This window comes from Tenacibaculum bernardetii (genome assembly GCF_029125915.1).
Lineage (GTDB): Bacteria > Bacteroidota > Bacteroidia > Flavobacteriales > Flavobacteriaceae > Polaribacter > Polaribacter bernardetii.
On record NZ_JAQJCU010000008.1, the window covers coordinates 56,062 to 70,270 of the forward strand.

At 31.1% G+C, this 14,209-nt stretch carries 13 protein-coding genes; 7 read left to right on the forward strand and 6 right to left on the reverse strand.

Annotation, left to right across the window (positions count from 1 at the left end; genetic code table 11):
* Positions 1 to 15: 15 nt before the first annotated feature.
* From P2G10_RS08325 to dnaA, 3 genes are read right to left on the reverse strand one after another with little or no spacing between them, the layout of a single operon-like run.
* Entirely contained in the window at positions 16 to 723 is a 708-nt protein-coding gene (locus P2G10_RS08325; RefSeq protein WP_275316075.1) for an SAM-dependent methyltransferase, read from the reverse strand.
* Positions 723 to 1,169: a low molecular weight protein-tyrosine-phosphatase gene (locus P2G10_RS08330; protein WP_275316076.1), complete on the reverse strand. Its 447-nt coding sequence runs from the start codon at positions 1,167 to 1,169 to the stop codon at positions 723 to 725. The genes P2G10_RS08325 and P2G10_RS08330 overlap by 1 nt, the downstream gene beginning before the upstream one ends.
* A 2-nt stretch (positions 1,170 to 1,171) precedes the next feature.
* Entirely contained in the window at positions 1,172 to 2,596 is a 1,425-nt protein-coding gene (dnaA, locus tag P2G10_RS08335) for a chromosomal replication initiator protein DnaA (protein WP_275316077.1), read from the reverse strand.
* 173 nt (positions 2,597 to 2,769) lie between these two features.
* Here dnaA and P2G10_RS08340 point away from each other — a divergent pair, with 173 nt between their 5' ends.
* The 4 genes from P2G10_RS08340 (at position 2,770) to secA (ending at position 7,559) form a co-directional block, all read left to right on the forward strand.
* Positions 2,770 to 3,177: an acyl-CoA thioesterase gene (locus tag P2G10_RS08340; RefSeq protein ID WP_218772824.1), complete on the forward strand. Its 408-nt coding sequence runs from the start codon at positions 2,770 to 2,772 to the stop codon at positions 3,175 to 3,177.
* 11 nt (positions 3,178 to 3,188) lie between these two features.
* Complete coding sequence (locus tag P2G10_RS08345) at positions 3,189 to 3,761, forward strand: cob(I)yrinic acid a,c-diamide adenosyltransferase (protein ID WP_218772825.1); 573 nt, start codon at positions 3,189 to 3,191, stop codon at positions 3,759 to 3,761.
* A 100-nt stretch (positions 3,762 to 3,861) separates the two neighbouring features.
* Entirely contained in the window at positions 3,862 to 4,083 is a 222-nt protein-coding gene (locus P2G10_RS08350; protein ID WP_028889331.1) for a DUF2795 domain-containing protein, read from the forward strand.
* Positions 4,084 to 4,208: 125 nt separating this feature from the next.
* The gene (gene secA, locus P2G10_RS08355) at positions 4,209 to 7,559 is read left to right on the forward strand and encodes a preprotein translocase subunit SecA (RefSeq protein ID WP_275316078.1); all 3,351 of its coding nucleotides are present in this window, start codon (positions 4,209 to 4,211) and stop codon (positions 7,557 to 7,559) included.
* A 57-nt stretch (positions 7,560 to 7,616) separates the two neighbouring features.
* Here the strand turns inward: secA and ung are convergent, their stop codons facing one another.
* Complete coding sequence (ung, locus tag P2G10_RS08360) at positions 7,617 to 8,279, reverse strand: uracil-DNA glycosylase (RefSeq protein ID WP_275316079.1); 663 nt, start codon at positions 8,277 to 8,279, stop codon at positions 7,617 to 7,619.
* A 37-nt stretch (positions 8,280 to 8,316) separates the two neighbouring features.
* Here ung and P2G10_RS08365 point away from each other — a divergent pair, with 37 nt between their 5' ends.
* From P2G10_RS08365 to P2G10_RS08375, 3 genes are all read left to right on the forward strand, one after another.
* Entirely contained in the window at positions 8,317 to 10,524 is a 2,208-nt protein-coding gene (locus P2G10_RS08365) for an endonuclease MutS2 (protein ID WP_275316080.1), read from the forward strand.
* Between the two features lie 285 nt (positions 10,525 to 10,809).
* Complete coding sequence (locus P2G10_RS08370; protein WP_275316081.1) at positions 10,810 to 11,592, forward strand: hypothetical protein; 783 nt, start codon at positions 10,810 to 10,812, stop codon at positions 11,590 to 11,592.
* A complete protein-coding gene (locus tag P2G10_RS08375) occupies positions 11,589 to 12,425 on the forward strand; it encodes a metallophosphoesterase family protein (RefSeq protein WP_218772831.1) in 837 nt (278 codons plus the stop codon). The genes P2G10_RS08370 and P2G10_RS08375 overlap by 4 nt, the downstream gene beginning before the upstream one ends.
* Before the next feature lie 103 nt (positions 12,426 to 12,528).
* Here P2G10_RS08375 and P2G10_RS08380 read toward each other — a convergent pair whose 3' ends face one another.
* Together P2G10_RS08380 and P2G10_RS08385 are read right to left on the reverse strand one after the other, a co-directional pair.
* Entirely contained in the window at positions 12,529 to 12,753 is a 225-nt protein-coding gene (locus P2G10_RS08380; protein ID WP_218772832.1) for a hypothetical protein, read from the reverse strand.
* Between the two features lie 21 nt (positions 12,754 to 12,774).
* Positions 12,775 to 14,166 (reverse strand): MATE family efflux transporter, encoded by a 1,392-nt coding sequence (locus P2G10_RS08385; RefSeq protein WP_275316082.1) that lies wholly within the window; start codon positions 14,164 to 14,166, stop codon positions 12,775 to 12,777.
* Between the last annotated feature and the right edge of the window lie 43 nt (positions 14,167 to 14,209).

Consider the following 14,209-nt stretch of genomic DNA (forward strand, 5'->3'; position numbering starts at 1 on the left):
TAAGATGCGATTTTTTTATGTTTTATGAAGTATAAAAATGGTAGGTCGTTTGTGTAAATCGGTTTTTATATTTTTCCATTCATTAACCGTATGTGTTTTTATATATTCTGATGGTAATGTTATATCACACGCTACACACACACGTGTTTCAGGAGATAAAATTGTACGCAAATCATCTAACATCTTTTCATTTCGATACGGTGTTTCTATAAAAATTTGAGATTGATTTTTATCTCTAGAAATTTTTTCTAGTTCTTTTATAGCTCTTTTTCTATCTGATTTATCGATAGGTAAATAACCGTTAAAAGCAAAGTTCTGCCCATTCATACCAGAACCCATCATCGCCATTAATATTGACGAAGGTCCTACCAAAGGCACTACCTGAACACCTCTTTCGTGTGCCAATTTCACAATACTTGCGCCAGGATCTGCAACCGCAGGAACACCTGCATCTGATAATAAACCAATTGAAATTCCTTTATCACAAATATCTAAATAATTTCGAATTTCAATATCGTTAGAATATTTATCTAACAATAATAACTCTAAAGAAGGTTGTGCTTTATTTGGTGTAATCCTTTTTATAAATCTTCTTGCAGATTTTTCATTTTCTACAATAAAATGGCCAAGATGTTCTATTACTTTTTTAACTGATATAGGCATTACCTCTAATGGTTCAGTTTCGCCTAAAGTTGTTGGTATTAAGTATAATTTCCCTTTCATTAGTTCTCTAATTTTGAAGCAATAATTTCACAGGCTTTATCTAACATTTTATATACATTTTCAAAACCTTGATTACCTCCGTAATATGGGTCTGGAACATTTCTGTTTTCAGTTGGATATTGCTCGTTTAAAATCATTTTTACTTTTTGAGCATCTTCATTATCATCAATTATCGAAAGAATATTGTGATAATTACTTTCGTCCATTGCATAAATTAAATCAAATCCCTTAAAATCTGATTTCACAAATTTTCTTGAGCGTTGGTTTGTTATATCTATTCCGTATTTTTTAGCTACTTCAATAGATCTTTCATCTGGTAATTCACCAACATGATAACCAGCAGAATCAACTTTAAAAAATTCGCTTGATAATTTTGATTGTAAAATACCTTCGGCTAATGGTGAACGACAAATGTTTCCCAAACAAACCATCAGTATTTTTTTCATAATTACAAAGTTAACTTCTTTGTTAAATCTTCCACGTATTTTTTAAATTGTTTATCTGTTTCTGTTAAATTATCAACAGTTTTACAGGCGTGTAAAACGGTAGCGTGATCTCTTTTACCAATCTGACTTCCAATACTTGCTAATGAAGATTTGGTCATACGCTTCGCAAAAAACATCGCTAACTGACGTGCTTGAACAATGTGTCTTTTACGAGTTTTAGATTGTAAAGTAGCAACATCCATATCGAAATACTTCGATACTACTTTTTGAATATAATCGATAGAAACTTCTTTCTTTGTATTCTTTACAAATTTGTCAACAATTTCTTTTGCTAATTCAACCGTAAATTCTTTTCTATTAAAAGAAGCTTGTGCAATCATCGAAATAATAACACCTTCTAATTCACGAACATTAGACTTTATATTCTTTGCTATATATTCTACAATTTCTTCTGGCATTTCAACACCATCTCTATATAATTTATTTTGAAGAATAGAAACACGTGTTTCAAAATCTGGTGCTTGTAATTCAGCTGATAATCCCCATTTAAAACGAGATAATAAACGCTGCTCTATGTCTTGCATATCTACAGGCGCTTTATCAGAAGTTAAAATTACTTGCTTTCCATTTTGATGTAAATGATTAAAAATATGAAAGAATACATCTTGTGTACCTGTTTTTCCTGATAAGAACTGAACATCATCAATAATTAAAACATCAACCATTTGATAAAAATGAATAAAATCATTTCTAGTATTCGACTTTACAGAATCGATAAATTGTTGTGTAAATTTTTCTGATGAAATATATAAAACTGTTTTATCAGCATATTTGTCTTTTATCTCTACTCCTATAGCGTGTGCTAAATGTGTTTTACCTAAACCAACTCCTCCGTAAATTAATAACGGATTAAATGAAGTTCCTCCTGGTTTATTAGCTACTGCCATACCCGCAGATCGTGCTAATCGGTTTGCATCACCTTCAACAAAATTATTAAAATTATAATTCGGATTTAATTGAGATTCTATTTTTACCTTTTGTAACCCAGGAATAATAAAAGGATTTTTTAATTCTCTTTTAGATTCTAAAGGAACTGTTACTTTTTGAGGTTTTAACGGGTTACGGTTTGAACTCGGTATTTTTACTGTTTGAGGGCTATTACTACTATACGTATTTTCCATACGTACATCGTAAATTAATTTGGCCTCGCTCCCTAACTCTCTTACTAAAGCTACTCTTAATAATTTAATATAATGCTCTTCTAGCCATTCGTAAAAAAATTTACTAGGCACCTGAATTGTAAGAGCTTCCCCGGCCAATTTTGTTGGCTTAATAGGCTCAAACCAAGTTTTATATGCTTGGGGCTTAATGTTGTCCTTTATAAAAGACAAGCATTCATTCCAAACTGAATCAGCAGTTTTAGTCATTTGGGTTAAAAACAATTTTAGTTGTTAATTTTTATTCGATTTCTGGGGGCTACAGGTACACCTGTTTGAGCGAACAAAAGTGTGAATAAAATTCAGTATAAAAAAATCAATCTCCTATTGATTCTTAACTATTTTTTACGTAACGTTATTGCATCTTAAAAACAAAATATAATTTGTTAAAAAACAAAACTACAATCCGTGTTCGATATTCAGAGACTGACCAAATGGGAGTGGTATATCACGGTAATTACGCACAATACTTCGAAATCGGCCGCACAGAACTACTGCGTTCTACAGGTGTTACATACAAATATATGGAAAAAAATGGGGTAATGCTGCCAGTTATTTCATTATCGTGTAATTTTAAAAAATCAGCCGTATATGACGATCAAATAACAATTACAACTGTTATAAAAAAAACACCTTCTGTTAAAATAGAATTTGACTACGAAATTACCAATCAAGACAATCAATTAATTTGCACAGGCAACACTATTTTAGCTTTTATAAATATGAATACAAAAAAACCAATGCGTTGCCCTAAATATATTTTGGAAAAACTAACTTTACCAAAACAATAATAAAAAGCATAATGAAAATATATACTAAAACTGGCGATAAAGGAACTACAGCTCTTTTTGGTGGAACTAGAGTTCCTAAACACCATTTACGAATTGAAAGCTATGGTACTGTAGATGAATTAAATTCATATATAGGTTTAATAAGAGACAAAAATACAGATGACTTATTAAGAAACTCACTTTCTAAAATTCAAAGTGAATTATTTACACTTGGTGCAATGCTTGCAACTCCGCCAGAAAAAGAAACCTTAAAAAATGGTAAAGAGCGTTTAAATATACATAAAATAACAGCTGCTTCTATTCAGTTTTTAGAAGATCAGATGGATTTTATGAACAAGAGCTTACCGCAAATGACTCATTTTATTTTACCAGGAGGACACGAAACTGTGTCATTCTGTCACATAGCACGTTGTGTTTGTAGAAGAGCAGAGCGCTTATCAGTAGCTTTAAATGAAGAAGAAGAAATTAACAGTGCTGTTTTAATGTATTTAAACCGACTTTCTGACTACCTTTTTGTACTGGCACGAAAGTTGTCCCAAGACTTAAACGCAGAGGAGGTTAAATGGATTCCTGAAAAACTGTAACTAAGTTCTTTTTTTATTGATTTCACATTTTTTTAAAAAAAACTTGACTTTCTCCAAAAAAAAATTATTTTTGCGAGAATCTTACTAAAAAGACAAATAAATGTATTGGACACTTGAACTAGCATCATATTTAGCAGATGCACCTTGGCCTGCAACTAAAGACGAACTAATTGATTACGCTATTCGTACTGGAGCGCCTTTAGAAGTCGTTGAAAATTTACAAGATATTGAAGATGAAGGAGATTCATACGATTCGATAATTGAAATTTGGCCAGACTATCCGACTGAAGAAGATTATCTTTGGAACGAAGACGAATACTAAAAATACAATCACAAAAAGTCTCTAATATAAGAGGCTTTTTTTTTGCTTACTTTTAAGCATAAACACCACTATATAATTAACGCTATTAACCAAAAGTTAACTAGCTATAAAACAATATTTTACAAATGAGCGTTTTAAATTCGATTCTAAAACTTTTTGTTGGTGATAAACAACAAAAAGACCTAAAATCTCTACAACCGATTGTTGAGAAAGTACGATCTTTCGAAAATTCATTAAATAATTTATCTAACGATGAGTTACGAGCAAAAACAATCGAATTTAAATCGAAGATAAAAGAAGCTACAAAATCTTTTACTGAAACGATAGCAACGTTAGAAGAAGAAGCTTTAACTGCTGATATTGATCGTCAGGAAGAAATATATACTGAAGTTGATAAATTAAAAGACGAATCTTACCAAACATCTGAAGCTGTTTTATTAGATATTATGGCAGAAGCTTTTGCTGTAGTTAAAGAAACTGCCAAACGTTTTACGAATAATGATAAACTAGAGGTATCAGCAACTGCTTTCGACAGAGAATTATCTGCCACTAGAGAACATATTACTTTAGATAACGACAAAGCTTATTGGGCTAGCTCATGGGATGCTGCAGGTAAAGAAGTTACTTGGGACATGATTCATTACGACGTGCAATTAATTGGTGGATCTGTTTTACACAATGGTAAAATTGCAGAAATGATGACTGGTGAAGGTAAAACACTAGTATCTACCCTTCCTGTTTTCTTAAACGCCTTAACAGGTAACGGTGTGCATGTAGTAACTGTAAATGATTACTTAGCAAAACGTGACCGCGCTTGGATGGCGCCAATTTTCGAATTTCATGGTTTAAGCACCGATTGTATCGACTTTCACCAACCTAATTCAGAGGAACGTAGAAAAGCTTATAATGCCGATATTACATACGGTACCAACAATGAGTTTGGTTTCGATTACTTACGTGATAATATGGCTAGCTCTAAAAACGATTTAGTACAAAGAGCACCTAACTACGCAATTATTGATGAAGTAGATTCTGTTTTAGTTGATGATGCTCGTACACCCTTAATTATTTCTGGTCCTGTGCCACAAGGTGATCGTCATGAATTTAACGAATTAAAACCATTAGTAGCCGATTTAGTTTCACTACAAAATAAATACTTAGTTGGTGTTTTAGCAGAAGCTAAAGCATTGCTAAAAGAAGGAAACACAAAAGATGGTGGTTTTTTATTATTAAGAGTTTACCGTGGTCTTCCTAAAAACAAAGCATTAATTAAGTTTTTATCACAAGAAGGAATCAAGCAAATTCTTCAAAAAACAGAAAACTTTTATATGCAAGACAATAATAAGTTGATGCCAGAGGTTGATACTGAATTATGGTTTACTGTAGAAGAAAAAAATAATCAAATTGATTTAACGGATAGAGGTATTGCTCATTTGTCAGAAAAAACAACTAACGATACATTTTTTGTTTTACCAGACATCAGTGTTATTGTTGGTCAAATTGATAGTAGTGAAGATTCTCCTGAAGAAAAAGCAAATAGAAAAGAAGAATTATATCGCGATTTTAGTGTAAAAAGCGAACGTATACATACAATGAATCAGCTTTTAAAAGCATATACTGTTTTTGAAAAAGATGTTGAATATGTTGTAATGGACAATAAAGTAATGATTGTTGATGAGCAAACCGGTCGTATTATGGATGGTCGTCGTTACTCTGACGGATTACACCAAGCATTAGAAGCTAAAGAAAATGTAAATATCGAAGATGCAACACAAACCTTTGCAACCGTTACTTTACAAAACTATTTTAGAATGTATCGTAAGTTATCTGGTATGACAGGTACCGCGATTACAGAAGCTGGTGAGTTTTGGGAAATCTATAAATTAGATGTTGTTGAAATTCCAACAAACAGACCTATTCAAAGAGATGATAAAGAAGATTTAGTTTACAAAACTACTCGTGAAAAATACAACGCTGTTATTGATGATGTTGTAGAATTATCTAACCAAGGTCGCCCAGTTCTTATCGGAACAACTTCTGTAGAGATATCAGAGTTATTAGGTAGAATGTTACAAATGCGTAAGATTCCACATAACATATTAAATGCAAAATTACACAAACGTGAAGCTGATGTTGTTGCCGAAGCTGGTAATGCTGGTGTAGTAACTATTGCTACAAACATGGCAGGTCGTGGTACTGATATTAAGTTATCAAAAGAGGTAAAAGAAGCTGGTGGTTTGGCAATTGTTGGTACAGAGCGTCATGATTCTCGTCGTGTAGACCGTCAGTTACGTGGTCGTGCAGGTCGTCAAGGTGATGTTGGTTCTACACAGTTTTATGTAGCACTAGATGACAACTTAATGCGTTTATTTGGTTCTGATAGAATTGCTAAAATGATGGATAGAATGGGGCTAAAAGAAGGTGAAGTAATTCAGCATTCTATGATTTCTAAATCTATTGAAAGAGCGCAAAAGAAAGTAGAAGAAAATAACTTTGGTATTCGTAAGCGTTTACTTGAGTATGATGATATTATGAATGCACAACGTGAGTTTGTTTACAAACGCCGTCGTCATGCATTAGATGGTCAGCGTTTACAGATTGATATTGCAAATATGATTTATGATACTTGTAGCTCAATTGTAAAGCAAAATAAAATGAATAGCGATTATAAGAACTTCGAGTTCGAATTAATTCGTTTTTCATCAATGACCTCTCCTTTCTCTGAAGAAGAATTCAACAAATTAACAGAAGAAGAGTTAACCGATAAATTATATGTTATTGTTTCTGCTCATTATAAAAATGATACAGAAAGACATGCAGATAATGCTTTTCCTGTAATTAAAAATGTTTTTGAAACAGAAGGTGATCGTTACGAACGTATTGTGGTTCCTTTTACTGATGGTGTAAAAACATTACAAGTTGTAACCAACTTAAAAGAAGCTTACGAATCTGAAGGAAAGTCATTAGTAAACGATTTCGAAAAGAATATTACGTTATCTATTATTGATGAAAACTGGAAAGATCACTTACGTAAAATGGACGAGTTAAAACAAACCGTTCAGAACGCTACGTATGAACAAAAAGATCCTTTATTAGTTTATAAGTTTGAAGCTTTCGAATTATTCCAAGCAACTGTTGACAAGATTAACAAAGAGGTTTTATCTTTCTTATTTAAAGGTCAGTTGCCAAGTCAAGATGCATCACAAGTATCAGAAGCTACTGAACAAAAAAGAGAACAATTAGATACTCGTAAAGACGAGGTTCAAAACTCTTCTCAGCAAGCAATGAACAGAGCTCGTAATCAGCAAACTCAAGAAGAACAAGTTATTGAAACTGTAGTTCGTGAGCAACCAAAAATTGGTCGTAACGAAAAAGTTACTATTAAAAATGTAATGTCTGGCGAAGAAAAAGATGTTAAATACAAACAAGCAATACCTTTATTAGAAAAAGGAACTTGGGTGTTGTACAACAAATAAGCAGTCTTAATTTTATAATAAAAAAAGCTTGGTAATTAAATTACCAAGCTTTTTCTTTTACCATTTTATTTCATTGCAACCCTTGCTCCTCAGAAAATCATTTGTTTTAGAGAAATGACCACTACCAAACCAACCTCGCCAAGCTCCTAATGGTGATGGATGCGGAGCTTTAAAAATAGTGTGATTTTCTAAATTGATAACCTTTCCTTTTTTTTCTGCAAATTTTCCCCAAAGTAAAAACACAACATTTTCTTTTTCTTCGGATATTTTTCTAATAACAACATCGGTAAACTCTTCCCAGCCTTGTTGCTGATGACTTCCTGCCTCACCTTCTCTTACCGTTAAAGTAGCATTTAGTAACAAAACTCCTTGTATAGCCCAGCGAGACAAATCTCCAGAAACAGCAGACGGAACACCAACATCAGTTTCTACTTCTTTAAAAATATTCTTTAATGACGGCGGATGCTTAATTCCGTCTTTAACAGAAAAACACAATCCGTTTGCCTGCCCTTTTCCATGATATGGATCTTGTCCTATAATTACAACCTTTAAATCATCAAAAGAACAATAATTAAAAGCAGCAAAAACAGCTTCTTTACACGGGAAACAGGTGTGATTATCATACTGATTATCAACAAAACTGGTTAAATTTTTAAAATATGGCTTTTCGAACTCAGTTTGTAAAATATTTTTCCAGCTATCACTAATATTTAGTTGCATTGTTTGTTATTTTTGTATCCGTTTCAAATATACTATTTTGACTAAAAACATTTCAGAAAAGACACTTCAAGATTTAGAATTCACAACAGTTTTAGAACAAGTTGCAGAACATTGTATTACAAATTTAGGTAAGAAAAAAACGCTTACTGTTCAGCCAATATCAAATAAAAGAAAATTATTTTTCGAATTAAATTTAGTAAACGAATACCTGTCTTCTTTTGAAAATGAAAACAGACTTCCAAATCACTTTTTTGAAGACATAACAGAAGAAACTAAACGATTAGCCATAGAAAATAGTTTTTTAGAAACCGAATCTTTTTTAAGAGTTGCTACAGTTACAGAAACTGTAAACGAAATGAAAAAGTTTTTAAAAAAATTTAAAACATACTACCCTACTTTATTTACTTTAAGTGATCAGATAGAACTTACAACTTTTGTTTCTGATAGTATAAAAGAAATTATTACCTCATATGGTAAAGTTGCAGATAACGCTTCGCCTGTTTTAAAACAAATACGTAAAGATGTTAACAACATACGCGGAAAAATATCGGAAAGTTTTACACATGCTTTAAGCAGAAATATTGCTAGTGGTTATTTAGATGATATTAAAGAAACGATTATAGACAATCAGCGTGTTTTAGCTGTTACAGCAATGCATCGTCGTAAAATTAAAGGAAGTTTACTAGGTGCTTCTAAATCGGGAAATATCGTTTATATCGCGCCACAAGCTACCTTAGCTTATAGCAGAGAATTACAAAACTTAGTTTATGAAGAAAAACAAGAGGTTGTTAAAATATTAAGAGCCTTAGCTAGTAAAATTCACCCTTTTACTCCTTTATTAAACGAATACACAGTTTTTTTAACGCATTTAGATGCGGTTGCTGCTAAAGCCAAGTACGCGAAAAGCATCAACGGATTATTGCCTAAAATTACCAAAGAAAAAAAGATTCTTTTTAAAGATGCATATCATCCTGTGTTATGGAAAAAGAATCAAGATCAAAATAAAAAGACATTCCCTCAAACGATTCAGTTAGATGAAAAACAACAAATTATTGTTATCTCTGGTCCCAATGCTGGTGGAAAAAGTATCACTTTAAAAACAATTGGTTTATTACAGTTGATGTTACAAAGCGGATTATTGATTCCTGTTCACGAACGAAGTGAAACCACATTATTCAATACTATATTAACAGATATTGGTGATAATCAATCTATAGAAAATCAACTAAGTACCTATAGTTATCGATTAAAAAATATGCGCTTATTTTTAAAAAAATGTGACGACAATACCTTATTTTTAATTGATGAATTTGGTACTGGTTCTGATCCTGAATTAGGAGGTGCCTTGGCGGAAATTTTCTTAGAAGAATTTTACGAAAGAAAAGCATTCGGAATTATTACAACGCATTATGCTAATTTAAAGGTTTTGGCTAACGAACTAGATAATATTACTAATGCAAACATGCAGTTTGATGAACGTACTTTAGAGCCTTTATATAAATTATTTATAGGACAAGCAGGTAGTTCTTTTACTTTTGAAGTTGCTCAGAAAAACGGAATTCCGTACAGCTTAATCAACAGAGCTAAAAAAAGAGTAGAAACTGAGAAAATTAGACTGGATAAAACTATTTCTAAGCTTCAGAAAGAACGCAATCGTTTACAAAAAACTTCCGACAGTTTGGTTAAACAAAAATCTAAAGGACAAGAACATATTGACAGTTTACAGGAAAAAGAGCAAAAAATACAAAGCAAACTTTCTGGTTTTCAAGAGTTGTACGATAACAATCAACGAATGCTTACCTTGGGAAGAAAGACAAACGAATTACTTAATAAGTATTTTCAAACCAACAATAAAAAGGAATTATCTACCGAGTTTTTTAAATGGGTTGCTGCAGAAAACACAAAACGCATAAAAAAAGCACCACTTAAAAAGTTAACAAAATTAGAAAAAAAACAAGATAAAATTACTACTCAGAAGCAACAAGAAGCTATAAAAAAAGTAGAAAAAGAAGTGCTTCAAAAAGTAGTAAAAGTTAGAGCTGAAAAGAAAGAAGAAGCTAAAAAAATAGCAATCGAAAAAGCTGCTTACGTTTACTGTGTAAATGACCGCGTTAGATTAATTGATGGAAACTCTGTTGGAACAATTGATAAAATTGAAAAGAAAACTGTTTTTATCAATTATGGTTTATTTACAACCAAAGCAAAACTAGAACAGTTAGAATTGGTAGAACGTGCTAAAAAATAGGTAATCTTATCTTAATTTATTATTAAAAATAAGCGAACTTTGCGAATTCATTTTTTTGATGAATTAAAACCATCTATACCACTAAAATTATCATCAAACAAAAATAAAATTATTCAAAAGTTAAAAAAAAACATAAACTATTAACCTTAACTAAATTTACTAATATATTAATTCGAGGAAATCAAATACATGATTCTATTACTAAAAAAAATCTATGAAAGATTTGTTAAACTTAACAAATTCTTAAAATATACTTACTATATTATTAGCGAGGTTTCACTAATTATGATTACGATATATAAAAATACTTGGAACACAAAAAAAATACAATACAATAAAGAGAGTAAATTAAAACATTCACTAACAACATTGATAATCATAATTATCATTAATAGTATGAATGCACAATTAGAACTCGAATCTTTTATAGATATTGGTGAAAATAATGTATCAGAAGGTGTATATATAAAAAATGCCTATAGAGGTAATTATCAGTATAAAAAATATAATATTGAAACTGGAATACAATTTGACTTAATGAGTAGTAATCCAAACACACTTACCGGGATTGATATCATAGGTTCTAGAAAATTTTTAATAAAAAACTTTTCTTTTGACGTTAAAGGTTTTTTTATGCTAAATAGATTTTCAGATTTAATGTATGAAACCAATTACGGAATACGATTAGAAACAAGAAAGTTTAAACATATCCTTTTTGAAGTTGGTACAAATTTTAAAACGTATGCAATAAATGCAAAAGCCAGAAAAGAATATAACATTGATAAATCGAATAGTAAATTACATGAAAATTATATCGTAATGTACTTAGTTACTGCTTTCCTTAAAACTCATGATAGTGATTGGAATGTTGGTTTCTCTGTTACTAATTTTGATTATTATGCAATTGATCAATTAGTTCATCCTCGTATTAATTTACAAATGAAGTATAAACTAAAACCTAATCTAACTTTATATCTTGACTCATGGTATAGGCGTTCGGGTATTTTTAATATCAGTGCTAATCATTTTGGTTATTTTTTTAGAGGAGGTATAAAATGGAAAATATGAAAATAAAAATATTATTACTTTGTCTATTATTCTCTCTATTGTCTTGTGATGATAATGAATTCCGTGGTTTTTTCACCTCTTACGAAGATGCAAATAAACGTTTTGAGCAATCTCTTAACTGGAATGAGCAGTATGGGTATTCTGAATTAAATTTAGATAAAAACACGTATGCGCTACATTTAATGGGAGATTCTCATATTGGCGGAATAAAAGGTATAGATGCTTTCTTTAAAGAAGCAATAGATAAGGAAGCCACCGCTGCTGTATTATTAGGCGATTTAACATCTGGGCGTAAAGATGATTATGATTTTTTTGCAGAACACATTCCTTCAAAAGATTTGCTAATGTACTATCCTATTGCAGGAAATCATGACTTATATTATGATGGTTGGAAAAGTTTTTATTCTTTATTTGGCTCATCGTCTTATTACTTTGTTGTAAATACTCCAGCTGCAAGCGATCTTTTTATTTGTTTAGATACTGGTGGAGGAACTTTAGGTGACAAACAACTAAAATGGTTTAAAAAACTTTTAGAAGCGAAAAGAAAAGATTACAGATACTGTAATGTATTTACTCATAACAGTCTATTTCGCTTAGATTCAAAATCTAATTTACCACTTATAGGTGAAGAGGTGCAAGTTTTATTAGACTTATTTATAAGACATCGTGTAGATGTGGTAGCTACTGGTCATGACCACAAGAAAAATACTGCTATTTTGGGTAATACAACTCACATTGTCGTGGATGACTTGAAAGATGATAATAAAACCCCAAATTATTTAAAACTAAATTTTACAGAAGAAAAAATTGATTATAATTTTATTAACCTTTAATTATTTCGTCTTAACCTGATTACAAAAAAATTGCTTGCTAAATCTTTTAAAATTAGATTGAGCAAGCAATCTATTATTGGAGAATAAGTTTTTAGAAAGAAACTTACTCTAAGCCTTCCATTTCTTTATCATAAAACTCTCCTGCCTTATCCATTAAACCGGCTAATTCGGTAGTAATATCTTCTTCTGTTTCCCCTGTTAAATCTTCAAACCATTCTACTTCATCATCTTTTAAATTGATTAAAAAACGTGGAAATTCTGTATGTAAGACAAAAATATCTTCTGGATGATTACTATTATCTGCTAATAAAAATTTAGGTAAATTCATAAAAAACGTATTATTTATATTTTATTTAGCCCCAATAACGGAGTTTCTTTCAATCAATTTTAAAGTTAATCTATTAAATCTAATAAAAAGTAAAACAGATGCTGTTGTTAAACCTGCTAATAAACCTAACCAAATACCAAAACTACCATAAGTTTCTTCAGTTCCTAAAAAATAACTGATAGGAAAACCTACAATCCAATACGATATAAAAGTAATTATTGTTGGTATTTTAACATCTTGTAACCCTCTTAATGCTCCTAATATTACAACCTGAATACTATCTGATATTTGAAAAATAGCTGCCGCAATTAATAAATTTGCTGCAATCTTCATTACTTCCATATTATCCGCATAGTTTTCAGCATCACTTAAATCTACATATAAATTAGGTAGCGATTTGTGAAATAGGTAAAAAATGGTTGCGAAACCTATTGCTAATATAATTCCTAACAAAAAGATAGAAAAGGCGATTCTTCTAAGGGCTATAAAGTTTTTTAACCCTTTTTGATTTCCTACTCTAATCATAGAGGCAACTCCTAATCCCATAGCGACCATAAATGTCATTGAAGACAAGTTTAAGGCTATTTGATTTGCTGCTTGAGCATTTTTACCTAACAATCCGCTTAACCAAATGGCTGCTGTAAAAATAGCTACTTCAAAAAACATTTGCATAGCACTTGGTGCTCCTAAGTTTATTATTTTACGAAGCATTAATTTATCGAGTACAAATAATTTGATATTAGTTACCAATAGCTCCGAGCGTTCTTTTCTTTTTAAAATCCACCAAAGGTGAAATACCATTACAAATCTAGATAACAAGGTTCCGTATGCAGCACCTACAATTCCCATTTCTGGAAATCCGAATTTCCCGAAAATCAACAAGTAATTTAAAACTACATTTATAACATTCGCTAAAATTGTAGCATACATTGGATAACGTGTCATAGACAAACCATCACTAAATTGTTTGAATGCCTGAAAAACAATCATCGGAATTAAAGAAAAAGCAACCAAATCTAAATACGGAATTGCTAATTCAACAACCTCTAAAGGTTGTTTCATTAAATACATTAAAGGTTTTGATAAGAAAACCAATAGAAACATTAAAATACCTATAGTGGTACATAAAAACAAACCGTGTTTGAAGGTAGCTTTTGCTTCTTTAAAATTGTTAGAAGAATCTGCTTCTGCAATTAGTGGTGTAATTGCTGTAGAAAACCCGATTCCTAAAGACATTGCAATAAACATAAAACTGTTTCCTAAAGAAACAGCTGCTAACTCGGCCGTTCCTAATTGCCCTACCATAATATTATCTACAAAACTTACAAAAGTGTGCCCTAACATTCCTAACATTACTGGGGCTGCAAGCTTTAGGTTGTATTTAAATTCTGATGTGTATTGTTGTAAGTTCAAAAGGTATTGTATTTCAAAATGCGAAGATAACTTTTTTAACAGT

Bases quoted from the DNA above. Each gene is read 5' to 3' on its own strand.
- P2G10_RS08325 (WP_275316075.1), bottom strand. From the start codon at position 723: ATGAAAGGGAAATTATACTTAATACCAACAACTTTAGGCGAAACTGAA.
- P2G10_RS08330 (WP_275316076.1), bottom strand. From the start codon at position 1,169: ATGAAAAAAATACTGATGGTTTGTTTGGGAAACATTTGTCGTTCACCA.
- dnaA (WP_275316077.1), bottom strand. From the start codon at position 2,596: ATGACTAAAACTGCTGATTCAGTTTGGAATGAATGCTTGTCTTTTATA.
- P2G10_RS08345 (WP_218772825.1), top strand. From the start codon at position 3,189: ATGAAAATATATACTAAAACTGGCGATAAAGGAACTACAGCTCTTTTT.
- P2G10_RS08350 (WP_028889331.1), top strand. From the start codon at position 3,862: ATGTATTGGACACTTGAACTAGCATCATATTTAGCAGATGCACCTTGG.
- secA (WP_275316078.1), top strand. From the start codon at position 4,209: ATGAGCGTTTTAAATTCGATTCTAAAACTTTTTGTTGGTGATAAACAA.
- ung (WP_275316079.1), bottom strand. From the start codon at position 8,279: ATGCAACTAAATATTAGTGATAGCTGGAAAAATATTTTACAAACTGAG.
- P2G10_RS08370 (WP_275316081.1), top strand. From the start codon at position 10,810: ATGATTACGATATATAAAAATACTTGGAACACAAAAAAAATACAATAC.
- P2G10_RS08375 (WP_218772831.1), top strand. From the start codon at position 11,589: ATGAAAATAAAAATATTATTACTTTGTCTATTATTCTCTCTATTGTCT.
- P2G10_RS08380 (WP_218772832.1), bottom strand. From the start codon at position 12,753: ATGAATTTACCTAAATTTTTATTAGCAGATAATAGTAATCATCCAGAA.